Raw genomic sequence first — 15,848 nt, 5'->3', positions numbered from 1 at the left:
CCCTAGGATAGCCCAAAGCGGCCCCGGAGCTCCCTCAGCACCTTTTCCAAGGCGGCCTCCAGCTCCGCCAACCCTCCCCGGTTTTCCAGGGTCCAGGTGGCCCGCTTCCGCTTCTCCTCCTCGGGCATCTGGGCCCTTTCCCGGGCCAAGACCTCCTCCCGGGAAAGCCCGGAGCGCTCCATCACCCGCCTTAGGCGTTCCTCCAGGGGAGCGGCCACCAAAAGGGTGGCGTCCAGGTGGGCCTCCCAGCCCTTCTCAAAGAGGAGGGGGATCTCCAGGAAGACGATGGGCGCCTGAACCCGGGTCAGCTCCTCCTGCAAAAGCCGGCGCACCTCGGGGTGGACCACCGCCTCCAGGGCCCGAAGCTTCTCAGGATCGGCAAACACCTCCCGCGCCAGGGCCCTCCGGTCCAGCTCCCCCCCGGGGAAGGCCTCGGGGAAAAGCCGCTTGAGCTCTTCTTTCTTGTTCTCCCGGGCCCGGGCGGCCAGGGCGTCCAGGTCAATCACCGGGTAGCCCCGGGCGCGAAGGAGGGCGGCCACGGTGCTTTTGCCGCTGCCGATGTTCCCGGTGATGCCGATAATGATGGGGTGCTTCGTCTCCTCGCCCATCTTGGCTTCCCCTTTTATACCCCCAAGGGGGCCTTCCCCGTAGGGGGGGCGGTGCGGGACCTCCTCCTGGGAAGGCGGCCTTTGGACCTGGACTTCGCCGCCAGGGACCCCCTGGCGGCGGCCAAGGAGGCCCAGGCTCGCCTGGGGGGCACCCTCTTCCCCTTAGACGAGGGGAGGGGTCAGTACCGCCTGGTGGTGCCCCGGCCCGGCCCCCAACCCCCCTTGACCCTGGACTTCGCCCCCCTCGAGGCCACCCTGGAGGAGGACCTCCTTCGGCGGGACTTCCGCCTCAACGCCCTCCTCTGGAAGGAGGGCCGGGTCTTCGGCCTGCCGGGCGCGGAAGGGGACCTATGCAGGCGCCTCCTGGTGCCGGTGCGGGAGGCAAACCTCTACGCCGACCCCCTAAGGAGCCTGCGGGCGGTGCGCCTGGCCGCCAGCCTGGGCCTGGGCCTGCCCGCGGAAACCCGGAGGGCCCTTTCCCGCCATGCCCGCTTCCTCCTGGCCCACCCCGAGGCCCTCCCCGCCCGGGAGCGGGTGCGGGAGGAGCTGGCCAAGCTCCTCCTCTCCCCAAGGGCGGCCTGGGGCCTCCACATTCTGGAGCGCACGGGGCTTTTGGACGTCTACCTCCCCGAGCTCCGCCCCCTGGTGGGCCTGGAGCAGGGCGGGGTGCACCACCTGGACGCCTGGCGGCACACCCTCTCGGTCCTCTTCCACCTCAGCTGGCTCTGGCCGGAGGCCCCCCTCGCCGCCCGCCTCGCCGCCCTTTACCACGACGTGGGCAAGCCCTTAACCCGCCGCTATGACCCCGAGCGGGGCCGCTTCCGCTTCCTGGGGCATGCGGAGGTGGGGGCGGAGGTGGCGGCGGCAAGCCTCCTTGGGCTCCGCTTCCCCAAGGCGGCGGTGGAGGAGGTGCGGGCCCTGGTGCGCCGCCACATGGACCGCCCCCCCGAGGGGCAAAAGGCCCTCCGCCGCTTCTATTTCCGCCGCAAGGACCTCCTTCCCGCCCTCCCCTACCTCATGGCCGCGGACCGCCTGGGCACCCGGGGGGTGGAAGGGGAGGCCTGGGAGGTCCTGGAGGGCTTCCAGTTGGCGGCCCAAACCCCCCTGCCGGAGCGCCCCCTGCTTTCCGGGGAGGAGGTGATGGCGCTCCTCGGCCTAAGGCCGGGGCCGGAGGTGGGGCGGGCCTTGGCCCTTCTCCTCGAGGCCCAGGCGGAAGGACGGGTGCAAAGCCCGGAGGAGGCCAAGGCCCTTCTCCTATATTGGAAGGGTGGAGGGCAGGATCCGGCTTCTTGAACCGCAGATCACCCGCGTGGAAGGGGGGTTCCTCCTCAGCGACCCCTACGGGGTTTTCGGCAAGCCCCTGGCGCTCACGGAAGGGGGGCTTTTCCTCCTCTCCCTCATGGAGGGGAAGACCCTGGAGGAGGTCCAGGAGGAGGTCTTCAAGGCCCACGGGGTCCTGGTGCCCCGGAAGGAGCTGGAAGACCTCTTGAAGGCCCTGGAGGAGGCGGGCCTCCTCCTCACGGAGGGGGTGGAAAGGCGGCTTAGGGAGGAAGAGGAGAAGCTTAGGAAGGAGCGGCCCATGCGCCTGGCGGGCCTCTCCTACCCCGAGGGGGCGAAGGAGGCCCGGGCGTTTTGGGAGGCGTTTAGGGCCAGCTTCCAGGGGGAGGCCCCTGAGGCCCAGGCCCTTCTTTTGCCCCACCTGGAGCCCGCCCGCGTGCCCGAGGCCTACGGGGCCGCCCTGGCCGCCCTGGAAAAGACCCCGCCCCCTGAGCGCCTCTACCTGGTGGGGGTAGCCCACCGCCCCCTAAGGGAGAAGGCCGCCGCCCTGCCCGTCCCCTTCCAGACCCCCTTCGGCCCCGCCGAGCCCGACCTCCCCGCCCTCCAGGCCCTGGACGCCCTCCTCCCCTTTGAGCTCTTCAACACCCCCCTGGCCTTCCGGGAGGAGCACAGCCTGGAGCTACCCCTCTTCTTCCTGAAGGGGGCCTTCCCCCAGGCCAAGGTGCTTCCCCTCCTGGTGGGGCGGCGAAGCCCCGAGCTGGGGGAGGCCCTGAAGGTGGTGCTCAAGGACTTCCCAGGCCTTGTGGTCCTGGCGGTGGACCTTTCCCACGTGGGGCCCCGGTTTGGGGACGAGCCCCTTTCCCGCTCCCTGGCGCAGGAGGCCAGGAGGCGGGACCTGGGCTTCCTGGAAAGGCTGGCCCAGGGGGAGCCCGAGGCCGCCTTGGCCCACCTGGGAGCCAACCCCACCCGGGTGGACGCGGTGGAGGTGGTGGCCTCCCTCTCCCCCCTCCTCTCGGGGAGGCGGGGCCAGGTCCTGGCCTACCGGCTGGACCTCGAGGTCCCCACCCTAAGCGCCGTGGGGGCGGGAACCCTGGCCTTCTAAACCACCCCATGCGGGCTTATTCTTGATGGAGATGCTGGGGGTGGTGGCAAAGCGGTGCCGGGGCTCGCATAGGACCTCGAGACCCTCAGGCGGCACACCCTCTTCCCCTGGTGGCCTAGGGTGAGGGAATCAGCATAAAAGGGTATCAGGCGCGCAGCACCGTTAGGTGCATGCCGTTGTTAGACGCCATCTCCTCACCGTCCCGTCTGCCACTTGCGCAGGATCTCGTACGCACGGGAGAGACGCCCACCGTAAGGTGCCAGCCAAGTGGGCGGGTTCTTCGGTTCGACAGATAACCAAAAGGTGTCGTTACCACCCTTACCCTTATGCTGAGGCGTGCGGCCAATGACATATTGCCGGAGGACGTCCTTGGGAATAACCCAGCAATGTGCGTCAAAAGGTGAGATCCCGAGGCATATTGCGAACTCGTAGTTCTGGTCGCGAAACTGCTGGAACTTGTAGATACCGCTTTCCCAGAGCGTCGAGAATTTGATTTCGACTCGCCGTCCGGCAATGACGCGGTCAGCCTCCGAGTCTCCGGTCGCCGTGACGTCGAGGCCCTTCGCTGCGCACCAGCCAGCCACAAGTTGCTCGCCAATCTTGCCGACCTGTCGAGACGGGCATGTACGAATCCATGCGAACGGACTGCCCGCCCAAGGGTCATGGGCGCCCTCACGGACGTAGTCGGCCTTGAGCGTGCTCGCTAGCGCCGCGAGCAGCTGTACTTCAGGATCCTTGATCTCATCCTGCATTCGGTTACTCCTCCGGCGCGGCCGGCGCCGAGAACAGCCTACGCTGCTCCTCGCGTTTCTGGAACGGCGTCGGATCGAACCCAACCCACTCGATTCCATGGACGCCTTCGAACCGCCTGGCCATAACCGCGAGGGCCTCGGGGTTGTTATCAACCAGGATAAAGCGCCGTCCCAGCTCAAGCGCAGCTACGCCCGTTGTACCGCTTCCCGCGAAGAAATCGAGGACGATGGCCCCTGGGCGTGAGGATGCTTGTACGATGCGCCTAAGGATTCCGAGCGGTTTCTGTGTTGGATACCCGGTTTTTTCGGAGCTGTTGGTTGGAACTATGGTGTGCCACCAGACATCGGTCGGGAGCTTTCCACGCGCCGCCTTTTCTGGACCCACAAGACCGGGTGCCATGTAAGGTATGCGCTCGATCTCATCGACATTGAACACATAGTTCGATGGGTCCTTGACGTAGAGCAGGATATTGTCGTGCTTTGGGGGCCAGCGGTTCTTGGGGCGGCCGCCATAGTCGTACGCCCAGATGATCTCGTTCAAGAAGGACCGGCGGCCGAATATTGCATCAAGGAGAACCTTACAGTAGTGCACCTCGCGATAGTCCACGTGGAAATACAGGGAACCGTGTGGTGCCAAGACGCGATATGCCTCGACGAGACGCGGCTCCAAGAACGCCAGATAGTCGTCGAAGAAGTCGTTGAAGCGCTTGCTTCCCACGACGATGCTCTCGTAGCGGTGGCCCTGGAATCCGACGCGGTCCCCTTCGGGGGAACGCCTCGTTTTGAGCTGCGTCCGCTTCTGAACCTTCCCGGTATTGAAAGGAGGATCAATGTAGATCAGATCCACAGACGCTGCCGGAAGCGCCCGGAGAACCTCAAGGTTGTCAGCAAAGTAGATAGTCCCTGTCACATTGGCCTCAAGTGGATTCCTGATTAGCATAGCTCCCTCCTTGCGCCTAACTTATCCTTGTAGCCCACCTTCGTACGCTATGAGAGACTGTCGTCAAATCTTCCCACCCCACCTCAGGCGGCCCTGGCCAGCCACTTTACCAACAAGCATATCATGCCCACATACATCCATCCAGGTTTCCGTCACCTTTCGCCCCGTCGCTTCCGCGAGGTATTCCCCTTGCGGGGAAGCAGCGGGGCCCCCTTTTCCCTGGACTTGACGGAGGGACGGTCTATGACCAAGGCGCTAGGGGAAGCGTACCTCCCTTCTCACTTCCGGTCCCGGCGGGCCAGGGCCTGGACGGCGCTCTCCCCGGACACGCGAAGAGGTTTTGGCCCGCAAGGGACCCTAGCGGCGCCGCTTCCTGCGGCCTGGGCGGGGCTTCTCCTGCCCTTCCTTGGGCTGCCACTCGCCGAAGTAAACGGTGTTCACCGTGGCCCGCTCGGGCCGGTCGTCGCGGTGCCTTTCCTTGGGCGGTCCCACCACTTTGCGCATGATCTCCTCCTCTTTCTTGGACTTCTGCCCCCTTGGCTCCTTCGCCTTCTCCTCTCCCCCCTTCTCGGGGGTTTTCTCCACGTAGGGCACCAGGTCCACCTGCCTAAGCCTGGGGTTGGCGGCGGCGATGACCACCTCCATCTCGTCCCCCAGGCGGATCCGCCTGCCCTTGGGGCCCAGCAGGGCCAAAGCCTCCTCGCTGTAGGTGTAGGGCCCCAGGGCCTCGAGGCGCACCAGGCCCTCCACCCCGTTTTTCAGGGTAACGAAGGCCCCAAAGGGGGCCACCCCCGTCACCTTGCCCAAAAACCGCTCCCCCAAGTGGAGCTCGGCCCACTTGGCCATGTAGTACTTGGTGAGCTCCCGCTCCGCCGCCTCCGCCTTCCTTTCCATCTCCGAGGCCTGCTCGGCGATGGCGGGGAAGGAGCCTTGCCACCTGGCCTTTTTCGCCGGGGTGAGGGTGCGCCTCAGGAGGGCCTTCAGCACCCGGTGCACCACCAGGTCCGGGTAGCGGCGGATGGGGCTCGTGAAGTGCAGGTAGTGCTCCATGGCCAGGCCGAAGTGCCCCAGGTTCTCCGAGGCGTAGCGGGCCAGGCGCAAGGAGCGCAGGACCAGGTTGGCCACCACGGGCTCCTCCGGGCGGCCCTTGGCCTCCAGGAGCACCTTCTGCAGGGCCTTGGGGGAAAGCTTCTCGGGAAGGGAATAGCCCAGCCGGGCCAGGGCCTGGCGGAGCTTGGCGTAGGCCTCCTCCAGGGGTTCCTCGTGCACCCGAAAAAGGCCCGGAAGCCCCCGGCGCACCAGGTGCTCCGCCACCTTCTGGTTGGCCAGGAGCATCAGCTCCTCAATGAGGCTCCTGGCCTTGGGCTCCTCCTGGGGCAGGAGGTGCAGGGTGCCCTCCTCCACCTCCACCTTCACCTCGGGGAAGCTGAAGTCCAAGGACCCCGCCTCGAGGCGCTTTTGCCTAAGCCTTTGCGTCAGGTCCAGAAGGAGCGCCAGGTCCTCCGCCAAAAAGGCGTGCTCCTCGGGAAGGCCAAACCCCTCGGCGAAGGCCTCCACCTCGGTGTAGGTGAGGCGGGCCACGCTCCTTATGACCCCTTCCGCAAAGCGCACCCGCTTCACCTCCAGGTCCTCGTCCAGGTCCACCAGGACGGAGAGCACCAACCGGTCCTCCCCGGGCCTCAAGGAGCAGACCCCGTTGGAAAGGCGCTCGGGGAGCATGGGCAACACCCTTCCCGGCAGGTAGACGCTCGTCCCCCTTAGGAGGGCCTCCCGGTCCAGGGCGCTACCCTCCTTCACGTAGTGGGAAACGTCGGCGATGTGCACCCCGAGGCGGTAGCCCTTGGGCAGGCGCTCCACGTGGATGGCGTCGTCAAAGTCCTTGGCGTCCACCCCGTCCACGGTGAAGACCCGCAAGGAGCGGAAGTCCTCCCGCCTTCTGAGCTCCGCCTCGGGGATCTCCAGGGGAATGGCCTCCGCCTCCCGCAGCACCTCCTCCGGGAACTCCGCCCGGAGGCCGTACTTGGCGATGACCGCCTCGGTCTCGGTCTCCGGGGCGTCCCCCTCCCCCAGGTACTCCAGGAACTCCCCGTAGGGGCGCCGGTCGTAGTGCACCTTCACCACGATGCGGCTCCCCCGCTTGAGGCCGTGGAGCCCCTCGGGAAGAAGCCTCAGCTCCGGAAGCCCCGGCTCATCGGGAAGGAGCACGGCATACCCCTTGCGGAAATCCAGGGTACCCACCACCCGCTCCCGGGCCCGCTTCAGGACCCTTTCCACCACCCCCCAGGGCTTCCCGTCCCGCCCCGGGGGCATGAGGCGGGCCTCCACCAGGTCCTCGGGCCAGGCGTCCTGGGTGTGGCCGGGGGGGATGAAGAGGTCCTTCTCCGGCAACCGCACGAAGCCGTACCCGTCCCGGTGGAGGCTGATGGGCCCCTGCACCCGGGCCGGAAGGAAGTACTGGCTCCCCTTCTTCTCCAAAAGGCCTTCCCGCACCAGGCCCCTCAGGTAGGCCTTGGCCTCCCGCTTCTCCAGGCCAAAGCGCCTGAGGATCTCCTCCAGACGGTGGGGCCTGCCGGTCTTCTTGAAAAACTCCAGTAAGGTTTCCCGCATTCTATCCTAGGAGGCCCTCCAGGGCCTTCTCCGTGGCCTTCAGGCTCTCCGAGAAGGCGGAAAGGGCCTCGTCCACATGCTCCTTGCCGATGATGAGGGGGGGCTCGAGGCGCACCACCTTGGGGTTGTTGAGCCCGAAGGCGGTGATCACCCCCCTTTCGGCCAGCTCCGCCACCACCAGGGCGCCGATGTCGGCATCCGTAAACTCCACGCCCAGCATCAGCCCCCTGCCCCGCACGTCCTCAATCAGGTGGGGGTACTGGGCCTTGAGGGCCTTTAGCCCCTCCATGAGGTGGCCCCCCATCTCCAGGGCCCTTTGCGGCAGGTTCTCCTCGAGGGTCACCTCAATGGCCGCCAAGGCCGCCGCCGCCGCCAGGGGGTTGCCGCCAAAGGTGGAGGAGTGGTAAAGGGGGTTGGCCTTGAAGACCTCAAACACCTCCCTCCGCCCCACGCAGGCCCCGATGGGCATCACCCCGCCCCCCAGGGCCTTGGCCAGGGTCATGAGGTCGGGGGCCACCCCCTCCCAGTCCACCCCGAAGAGCCTGCCCGTGCGCCCGAGGCCGGTCTGCACCTCGTCGGCGATCATGAGCACCCCCTTCGCCCGGGTGAGCTCCCGCACCCCCTTGAGGTAACCCTCCGGGGGCACCCGGATGCCCCCCTCCCCCTGGATGGGCTCCACGATCACCGCGGCCGTTTCCTCATCTATGGCCGCTTCCAAGGCCTCCAGGTCCCCGTAGGGCACCACCTTCACCCCCGGCACCAGGGGCTTGGCCGGGTCCTGGTACTCGGGCTTGGGGGTGAGGGAAAGGGCCCCCAGGGTCTTGCCGTGGAAGCCCCCCTGGGTGGTGACGATGCCGGGCTTGCCCGTGTAGGCCCGGGCCAGCTTGATGGCCGCCTCCACCGCCTCCGCCCCGGAGTTGCCGAAGAAGACCATCTCCAAGCCCTCCGGGGTGATCTCGGCCAGCTTGGCGGCCAGGCGGGCCGTGGGCTCGGACACCAGCACCCTGACGGACATGGGCATGCGGTCCAGCTGCCGCTTCACCGCCTCCACCACCTTGGGGTGGCGGTGGCCCAGGTTCAGGGTGCCGTATAGGCCCAAAAAGTCCAGGTAGCGCTTGCCCGTGGTGTCCCAAACGTAGGGGCCTTCCGCATGGGACTCCACCCGGTCCAGACCGGTGAAGCGGAGCAAGCCTGCCAAGCCGGGATTGATGTGGCGCTCAAAGAGGGTAAAGGGGTCGTGGCTCATGCCCAAAACGCTACCCTAAGTGTAGCACACTCAAGGTCTGGTAGATGTCCTCGGGGATGCGCCCGGCCCTCTCCCCCACCTGGCAAAGGTGGCGGGTGAAGCCCTCCGCCAAAAGGACCCCTTCCCGCTCCACCCGGTAGCGGAAGGTGAGGTCCCGCCGGGAAAGCCGCTCCAGCCAGGTGCGCACCCAGACCTCCTCCCCGAAGCGGGCTGGGGCGCGGAAGGTAAGCCCCAGCTCCACCACGGGGAAGAAGACCCCCCGGGCCTCCACCCGGTGGTAGGGAAGCCCCGCCTTTTCCAAGAAGTCCACCCGGGCGGCCTCCAGGTAGACGGCATAGACGGAGTGGTGCACCACCCCCATCTGGTCGGTCTCCGCGTAGCGCACCTTGATCCGGGTCAGGCTCTCCACGGCAGGAACTCCAACCGGGGCAGGTGGCGCATCCGCACCTTCCGGGCCACGGCCCCCAGGAGGCGGGGCTTTGCGTGCTCCAGGGCCGAAAGCGCCTTTTCCTCCTCCTGGAAGGCCTCCACGTACACCGTGAGCACCCGGCCATCCGGGGAAAGGCGCACCGCCTCCACGGTGAGGAGGAAAAGCCGGGGGTCCTCCAGGCCATGGATGGCCTCGGCCAGCGCCCGCTTGAGGCGCTCCTCCAGGTGGGCCCTTCCGTAACTCACCACCTTCAGCTTACTCCCGGTCCAGGCGGGCCACCAGATCGGCCAGCTCCCTGGCCAGCTCCTCCGCCCCCTCCTTGGCCTCCACCATCACCCGCACCACAGGCTCGGTGCCCGAGGGGCGCACGTTCACCCGGCCGAACCCCCCAAGGCGTGCCTCCGCCGCCCGCACCGCCTCCTCGAGGCGGGGATGGGCCATGACCCGGTTCTTGTCGGAAACCCGCACGTTCAAAAGCACCTGGGGGTACATGGGCAAGGCCTCGTACCATTCGGCCAGGTCCCCCCCCAGGGCCTTCAGGGCCTTCAGGGTGAGGAGGGCGGTGAGGAGCCCATCCCCCGTGGTGTGGTGCCGGAGAAAGATCACGTGCCCCGAGGGCTCCCCGCCCAAGTAAAGCCCCTTTGCCTTCATCGCCTCCAGCACGTACCGGTCCCCCACCGCCGCCCGGTGGAAGCCAAGGCCCTTTTCCCTCAGGGCCACCTCGAGGCCCATGTTGCTCATCACCGTGCCCACCACCCCCTTTTCCCCATAGGCCAAGGCGGCCAGGTAAAGGATGTGGTCCCCGTGGAAAAGGCGCCCCTTCCGGTCTATGAACTGCACCCGGTCCCCATCCCCGTCAAAGGCGATCCCCAGGTCCAGGCCCAGCTCCACCACGAAGCGGCTCAAGGCCTCGGGGTGGGTGGAGCCGCAGGCCTTGTTGATGTTCCGCCCGTCCGGGGTGTTGAAGAAGGCCATCACCTCGGCCCCCGCCCGCTGGAAGAGCCTGGGGCCTATGCGGTAGGTGGCCCCGTGGGCCAGGTCCAGGCCCACCCGAAGGCCCGAAAGGTCCGGGGCGTGGGCCAGGAGGAAGTCCAGGTACATCCTTTCCGCCTCCCGGAAGTCCCCCACGGTGCCGATGCCCCGGGTGGGGTGCTCCTCCTCCAAGAGGGCCTCAATCTCCTCCTCCACGGGGTCGGGAAGCTTCTCCCCCTCTGGGCCAAAGAACTTGATGCCGTTGTCCTGGTAGGGGTTGTGGCTGGCGGAGATCATGGCCCCGGCACTGGCCTGGAGGTGCCGGGTCAGGTAGGCGAGCCCGGGGGTGGGCAGGACCCCCAGGTGCTCCACCCGCACCCCCTGGCTCATGAGCCCCGCGGCCAAGGCGGCCTCCAAAAGGTCGCTGGACTCCCGGGTGTCCTTGGCCAGGAGCACCACCGGCCTGGGGCTCCCCCGGCGGAGATGGGCCCCCGCCGCCTGGCCCAGCCTGAGGACGAACTCCGGGGTGAGGGGGGGCTTGCCCGCCTCCCCCCGCACCCCGTCGGTGCCGAAGTAGCGCCTCATGGGAAAGACTATACGCGCCTGCCCGCCTTTTCCGAAAGCCTGGGGGCGGCCAAGCCCTCCTGCCCCGGAAGGAAGGGATAAGCCAGGGTGGGCCGCCGCCACCAGAACCCCAGGGAGGGCCTCCTGCAGGGACGCCTAGCCCTTGGCGGCAAGCCAGTCCTCCCCCATGCCCACCTCCACCTCCAGGGGCACCTTGAGGGGCCACACCCCCTCCATGATCCGCTTGGCCTCCTGGGCCACCTCCTCCGCCCGGTCCTTGGGCGCCTCGAGGACCAGCTCGTCGTGCACCTGCAAAAGCATCCTGGCCCCCAGCTCCCCCAGCCTGGGAAAGAGCTTCACCATGGCCAGCTTCATCAGGTCGGCGGCGGTGCCTTGCACCGGCATGTTGAAGGCCATGCGCTCGGCAGCCTCCCGCACGCTCTTCACCCGGGAGGTGAGGTCGGGGACGTAGCGCCTGCGACCAAAGAGGGTTTCCACATAGCCCCGCTCCCGCCCCTCCGCCAGGGTCCTTTCAATCCAGGCCCGCACCTTGGGGTAGCTTTGGAAGTAGCGCTCAATGAAGGCCACCGCCTCCTCGTAAGGGATGGCGAGCTCCCCCGAAAGCCGGTGGGCGGACATGCCATAGAGCACCCCGAAGTTGATGGTCTTGGCCGCCCGGCGCATGAGGGAGTCCACGGCCTCGGGGGGCACGCCGAACATCCAGCTGGCCGTCTGGGTGTGGATGTCCTGCCCCTCCTGGAAGACCCGGATGAGGTTCTCGTCCCCGGAGAGGTGGGCCAGGACCCGGAGCTCTATTTGGCTGTAGTCCAGGGCCACCAACACCCACCCCTCCTCGGCGACGAAGGCCCGGCGGATCCGCTGGCCCAAGGGGGTGCGCACGGGGATGTTCTGCAGGTTGGGGTCGGAGCTGGATAGCCTCCCCGTGGCGGTGGCGGTCTGGTTGAAGCGGGTGTGGAGCCGGCCCGTCTTGGGGTGGACCAGGGCGGGCAGGGGGTCGATGTAGGTGCCCTTCAGCTTGGCCAGCTCCCGGTACTGCAGGATGTGCTCCACGATGGGGTGGACATGCCTCAGGGCCTCCAAGACCGCGGCGCTGGTGGAGCGCTTGCCCGTCTTCTCCGTCTTGCCGATGGCGGGAAGCCCGAGCTCGTCAAAGAGCACCTTCTCCAGCTGGTCGCGGGAGTTCAGGTTGAAAGGGTGCCCCGCCAGGCGGAAGACCTCCTCCTCGAGGCGCCTCAATTCCGCCTCCACCTCCAGGGAAAGGGCCTTCAGGTAGGCCACATCCAGCCGCACCCCCGTGGCCTCCATGTGGGCCAGGACCCGGGAAAGGGGTTTTTCCACCTCCTCGTAAAGCCAAAGAAGCCGCTCCTCCCCCTTTAGCCGCTCCCGGAGGTTGGCGTAGAGCCTTTCGGCGAGGAGGGCCTGCTCCCCCGCCTCCCCCGTCCACTCCCCCCCGTAGCGCCGGGCCACCCCCTCGGGGGCGGTGTTGGAGGGGTCCAGGAGGTAGGCGAGGAGCATGGGATCGTCCCCAGGCACCAAGGAGATGCCCTCCCGCAGGGCCAAAACCGCCAGGTCCTTGGCCAAGAGGCCCCGGGCCTCCCCCAGCTCCTGGAGGGCCGCCCAGGGGCTTGGGGCCCGGTAGACCCGCCCCCCGAGGCCGCGGCCAAGGCCAGGAGCTCCGCCCACATGGGCTCGGGGCGGGAGAGAAGGAAGCCCACGAAGGCCCCTTTAGGAGGTGGCCAGGGGGCCTCCTCCGCCGCCTTGGGGCTTTCCAGAAGGCCAAACTCGTGGAGCAGGCTTCCGAACTCCAGCCTTTCCAAAAAGGCCTTGAGCCCCTCCCGGTCGGGCTCCCGGCGCCGGGCGAAGTCCACCTGGAGGGGCAGGTCCGTGCGGACCCGGGAAAGCTCCAGGGAAAGCCTCAGGTCCTCCATGTGGTTGAGGATCTTTTCCCGCACCGAGGCGGGTTTCACCTGGTCCAGGTGCCGCAGGAGGTTTTCCAGGCTTCCCCACTCCCGGATCAGCTTGGCGGCGGTCTTCTCCCCGATCCCCTTGACCCCGGGGATGTTGTCGGAAGGGTCCCCAGAAAGGGCCCGGTAGTCCACCCACTGGGAGGGCGTAAGCCCGTACTTTTGCCAAAGCCATTCCGGGGTGATCAGGTACCCCTCGGGGTGCAGGATGGAGATGCGGTCCGAAAGGAGCTGGTAAAGGTCCCGGTCCGCGGTGAGGATGCGCACCTCGTAGCCTTCCGCCTCCGCCTTCTTGGCCAGGGTGGCCAGGACATCGTCCGCCTCAAAGCCCGGGACCTCGAGGCGGGCAAGCCCCAAAAGGTCCACCAGCTCCTTGATGAGGGCAAGCTGCCGGGGAAAATCCTCGGGGGTGGGGGCCCGGCCCGCCTTGTAGGCCTCGTAGGCCTGGTGGCGGAAGGAGGGGGCCTTGGCGTCAAAAACCACCACCACCACGTCCCCGTCTTCCTTGAGCGCCTTCAAAAGGCTTTTGGCGAAGCCGTAAACCGCCTGCACGGGCTCGCCGCGGCTGGTGGTGAGGCCCTTGAGGGCGAAAAAGGTGCGGTAGGCCAGGTGGTGGCCGTCCACCAGGAGGAGGCGGCCCTTGGGTTCAAAGAGGGGCAGCATCGCCTCCATGCTAAGGGTTCTCCACCCGGGCCTGGCCCCGGGTCAGGTCCAAAAGCGCCCGCAAAAAGGCCTCCCTCTCCCCTTCCGGAAGGCGCAGGGCAAAGAGCACCCCCTCGGGCCCATAGCCCTCCTTCGCCGCAAGGCCGCGGGCCTTGAGGAGCCCGTGCACCCGGCCCACCTCGGGGAAAGGCACAAGGAAGCGCACCTCCACCCAGTCCACCAAGGGCACCTTGGGCGCCCGCCTCAGGGCCTCCGCCGCCACCCCCCGTAGGCCCGCACCAGGCCCCCGCCCCCAGCTTGACCCCGCCGAAATAGCGCACCACCAGGACCACCACCCCATCCAGCCCCTGGGCCTCAATGGCGTGGAGGATGGGCTTGCCCGCGGTGCCCGTGGGCTCGCCGTCGTCGGAAAACCGGTACAGCTGGCCCAGTTTGTAGGCATAGCAGTTGTGGGTGGCCTGGGGTTCGCGGTTGGCCGCCAAGAAGGCCAAGGCCTCCTCCTCCGAGGCCACCGGGGCCGCCTTGGCGAGGAAGCGGCTCTTCTGGATGATCTCCTCATGGACCACCGGGGCCGCCAGGGTGTAGGCCATTCACCCCTCCCCCAGGGCCTGGCGGGCCGCCTCCTCCATACCCTTTGGATCGGGGAGGAAGCCCGTCCAGATGCGGAAGGCCAAGGCCCCCTGCCAGGCCAGCATGGGAAGCCCGGTCTGCACCTTGAGCCCCCGGGCCTGGGCCTCGCGCAGAAAGCGGGTCCAGAGGGGGCGGTAGACCAGGTCCACCGCCGCCCCCTCCGCCGGAAGGAACTCCGGGGGCAAGGGCGTGGCCCCCGGATCCTTCAACCCCACGCTGGTGGCGTTCACCAGGAGCCGGGCCTCCTTAGCCCGCTCCAAGGGCACGGCCCTCAACCCAAACGCCTCCGCCAGGGCCAAGGCCCTTTCCCCGGTGCGGTTCCAGACCCAGACCTCGAGGCCCACCTCCCTCAAGGCCCAGGCCACCGCCCGCCCCGCCCCTCCCGCCCCCAGGACCAAGGCGGGGCCCTCCAGGGGGATCCCCCCGGCCCTGAGGGCCTGGAGGAACCCCGGGGCATCGGTGTTGAAGCCCAAGAGCCTCCCCTCCACGGAGAGCACCGTGTTCACCGCCCCTATGCCCCGGGCCTCGGGGGAGACCCAGTCCAGAAGGGGCAAGGCCGCCTCCTTAAGGGGAATGGTGAGGTTCACGCCCCGGTAGCCCTGGCGCACCTGCTCCAGGCGGTCCCTTAGGGCCTCGAGGGGGGTTTCCCAGGCCTCATAGCTCCCCTTAAGGCCCAGGGAGCCCAGGGCGTACCGGTGCATGGCCGGGGAGAGGGAATGGGCTATGGGATGGCCCAACACCGCCAGGCGTAGCACGGACTTCAGGATACCCCACCACACTCCTCCGCCCAAGCCGTATAGAATGAGGGCGGTGAAAAGGCTCCTTGCCCTTTTGCTCCTCCTTCCCCTAGCCCTGGGAAGGACCTACCTTGTCCCCATCCAGGGGGAGATCGACCCCGCCTTGGCCGTCTTCGTGGAGCAGGCCCTGGACCGGGCCGAACGGGAGGGGGCCAGTGGGGTGGCCTTCCTCATCGACACCCCCGGGGGCCGGGTGGACGCGGCCATCCGCATCTCCGACCGGATCCTGCAAACCCCCCTCCCCACCCTGGCCGTGGTGCAGAACGCCTTTTCCGCCGGGGCCCTCATCGCCCTCTCCTGCCGCCAGATCGCCATGCTCCCGGGCTCGGAGATCGGGGCGGCCCTGCCGGTGGTGGCCCTGCCCCTGCAGCAACCCCAGGCGGCGGACCAGAAGGTCATCTCCGCCCTCAAGGGCAAGTTCCGCGCCGTGGCGGAAGCCCGGGGCAGGCCGGTGGAGCTGGCCGAGGCCATGGTGGACCCCAGCCTGGAAATCCCCGGCCTCTCCGCCAAGGGGGAGCCCCTCACCCTTTCCGCCGACAAGGCGGTGGAGCTGAAGGTGGCGGACTTTAAGGCGGGAAGCCTGGCGGAGGCCCTGCGCCAGGGGGGCTACGCCCTGGAGACGGAAAGGCTGGAACCCGGCCCCAGGGTGCAGGTGGCCCGGTTCCTGACCAGCTCCACCGTGGCCGGGCTCCTCCTGGCCCTGGGGCTTTTGCTCCTCCTCCTGGAGCTTTTCACCCCGGGGTTTGGGGTCATGGGGGCCTTGGGCCTGGCCTTTTTGGCCCTTTACTTCGCAGGGGGGTGGCTCGCGGGGCTTTCCGGGGCCTTTGAGCTCATCCTCTTCTTCCTGGGGGTGGCCCTCCTCCTGGCGGAGGCCTTCCTCTTCCCCGGGTTCGGCGTCGCGGGCGCCCTTGGGGTGGGGGCCATCCTGGCCTCCGTGTACTTCACCTTCGGGGAGAACGCCCTCATGGTCATCGGCATCGCGGTGATCGCCCTGGGCCTTGGCCTCCTCCTGGTCTTTCGCTTCCTGCCCAGGACCCGGCCGGCAAGGGCCTTGGTGCTGGAAAGCACCATCGCGGAACACGCCACGGGGGACGAGGTGGAGGTGGGGGCCATCGGGGTGGCCCTCACGGACCTAAGGCCAGGGGGCGTGGCCCGCTTCGGCAACAAGCGCATCGACGTGGTGGCTAACCGGGGTTTCCTGCCCAAGGGCACCACCTTAAGGGTGGTGGAGGTGAGGGGGCCCACGGTGGTGGTGGAAGCCTTGGAGGAATGAT

General features: G+C 67.9%; 12 protein-coding genes and 2 pseudogenes. 3 read left to right on the top strand and 11 right to left on the bottom strand.

What is annotated here, in order from left to right; translation table 11 throughout:
- Positions 1-2: 2 nt before the first annotated feature.
- Positions 3-608 carry a dephospho-CoA kinase gene (gene coaE / locus BS74_RS04660; protein WP_038056511.1) on the bottom strand — a complete coding sequence of 202 codons (606 nt, stop codon included), beginning with the start codon at positions 606-608 and terminating at the stop codon, positions 3-5.
- Here coaE and BS74_RS04655 point away from each other — a divergent pair.
- Together BS74_RS04655 and amrB are read left to right on the top strand one after the other, a co-directional pair.
- On the top strand, positions 588-1,901 hold the full coding sequence (locus tag BS74_RS04655; protein WP_038056509.1) for an HDIG domain-containing metalloprotein: 1,314 nt from the start codon (positions 588-590) through the stop codon (positions 1,899-1,901). The genes coaE and BS74_RS04655 overlap by 21 nt on opposite strands.
- On the top strand, positions 1,876-2,988 hold the full coding sequence (gene amrB, locus BS74_RS04650) for an AmmeMemoRadiSam system protein B (RefSeq protein WP_038056508.1): 1,113 nt from the start codon (positions 1,876-1,878) through the stop codon (positions 2,986-2,988). The genes BS74_RS04655 and amrB overlap by 26 nt, the downstream gene beginning before the upstream one ends.
- 194 nt (positions 2,989-3,182) lie before the next feature.
- Here the strand turns inward: amrB and BS74_RS04645 are convergent, their stop codons facing one another.
- From BS74_RS04645 to aroE, 10 genes and pseudogenes are all read right to left on the bottom strand, one after another.
- Positions 3,183-3,740, bottom strand: coding sequence for a hypothetical protein (locus BS74_RS04645; protein WP_038056507.1), 558 nt, complete (start codon positions 3,738-3,740; stop codon positions 3,183-3,185).
- Positions 3,741-3,744: 4 nt separating this feature from the next.
- The gene (locus BS74_RS04640; protein ID WP_038056504.1) at positions 3,745-4,680 is read right to left on the bottom strand and encodes a DNA-methyltransferase; all 936 of its coding nucleotides are present in this window, start codon (positions 4,678-4,680) and stop codon (positions 3,745-3,747) included.
- A gap of 357 nt (positions 4,681-5,037) precedes the next feature.
- The gene (gene rnr, locus BS74_RS04635; protein WP_038056502.1) at positions 5,038-7,287 is read right to left on the bottom strand and encodes a ribonuclease R; all 2,250 of its coding nucleotides are present in this window, start codon (positions 7,285-7,287) and stop codon (positions 5,038-5,040) included.
- A 1-nt stretch (position 7,288) separates the two neighbouring features.
- Positions 7,289-8,533 (bottom strand): aspartate aminotransferase family protein, encoded by a 1,245-nt coding sequence (locus BS74_RS04630; RefSeq protein ID WP_038056501.1) that lies wholly within the window; start codon positions 8,531-8,533, stop codon positions 7,289-7,291.
- A 10-nt stretch (positions 8,534-8,543) separates the two neighbouring features.
- Positions 8,544-8,942 (bottom strand): acyl-CoA thioesterase, encoded by a 399-nt coding sequence (locus BS74_RS04625; RefSeq protein WP_038056498.1) that lies wholly within the window; start codon positions 8,940-8,942, stop codon positions 8,544-8,546.
- On the bottom strand, positions 8,930-9,208 hold the full coding sequence (locus BS74_RS04620) for a ribosome-binding factor A (RefSeq protein WP_038056496.1): 279 nt from the start codon (positions 9,206-9,208) through the stop codon (positions 8,930-8,932). Before BS74_RS04620 ends, BS74_RS04625 begins: the two co-directional genes overlap by 13 nt.
- A gap of 10 nt (positions 9,209-9,218) precedes the next feature.
- Positions 9,219-10,520: a phosphoglucosamine mutase gene (gene glmM, locus BS74_RS04615; protein WP_038056494.1), complete on the bottom strand. Its 1,302-nt coding sequence runs from the start codon at positions 10,518-10,520 to the stop codon at positions 9,219-9,221.
- Positions 10,521-10,655: 135 nt separating this feature from the next.
- Positions 10,656-13,156 (bottom strand): annotated as a pseudogene (gene polA / locus BS74_RS04610) (DNA polymerase I).
- 1 nt (position 13,157) lies between these two features.
- Positions 13,158-13,737 (bottom strand): annotated as a pseudogene (locus BS74_RS12965) (IMPACT family protein).
- Positions 13,738-14,532 carry a shikimate dehydrogenase gene (gene aroE / locus BS74_RS04600; RefSeq protein WP_038058841.1) on the bottom strand — a complete coding sequence of 265 codons (795 nt, stop codon included), beginning with the start codon at positions 14,530-14,532 and terminating at the stop codon, positions 13,738-13,740.
- 46 nt (positions 14,533-14,578) lie between these two features.
- On the opposite strand from aroE, the gene BS74_RS04595 reads away from it, so the two are divergent.
- Complete coding sequence (locus BS74_RS04595) at positions 14,579-15,847, top strand: NfeD family protein (protein ID WP_185747692.1); 1,269 nt, start codon at positions 14,579-14,581, stop codon at positions 15,845-15,847.
- Position 15,848: the final 1 nt, after the last annotated feature.

This window comes from Thermus amyloliquefaciens (genome assembly GCF_000744885.1).
In the GTDB taxonomy this organism is placed as follows: domain Bacteria; phylum Deinococcota; class Deinococci; order Deinococcales; family Thermaceae; genus Thermus; species Thermus amyloliquefaciens.
This window is presented reverse-complemented; position numbering and strand designations above follow the sequence as displayed.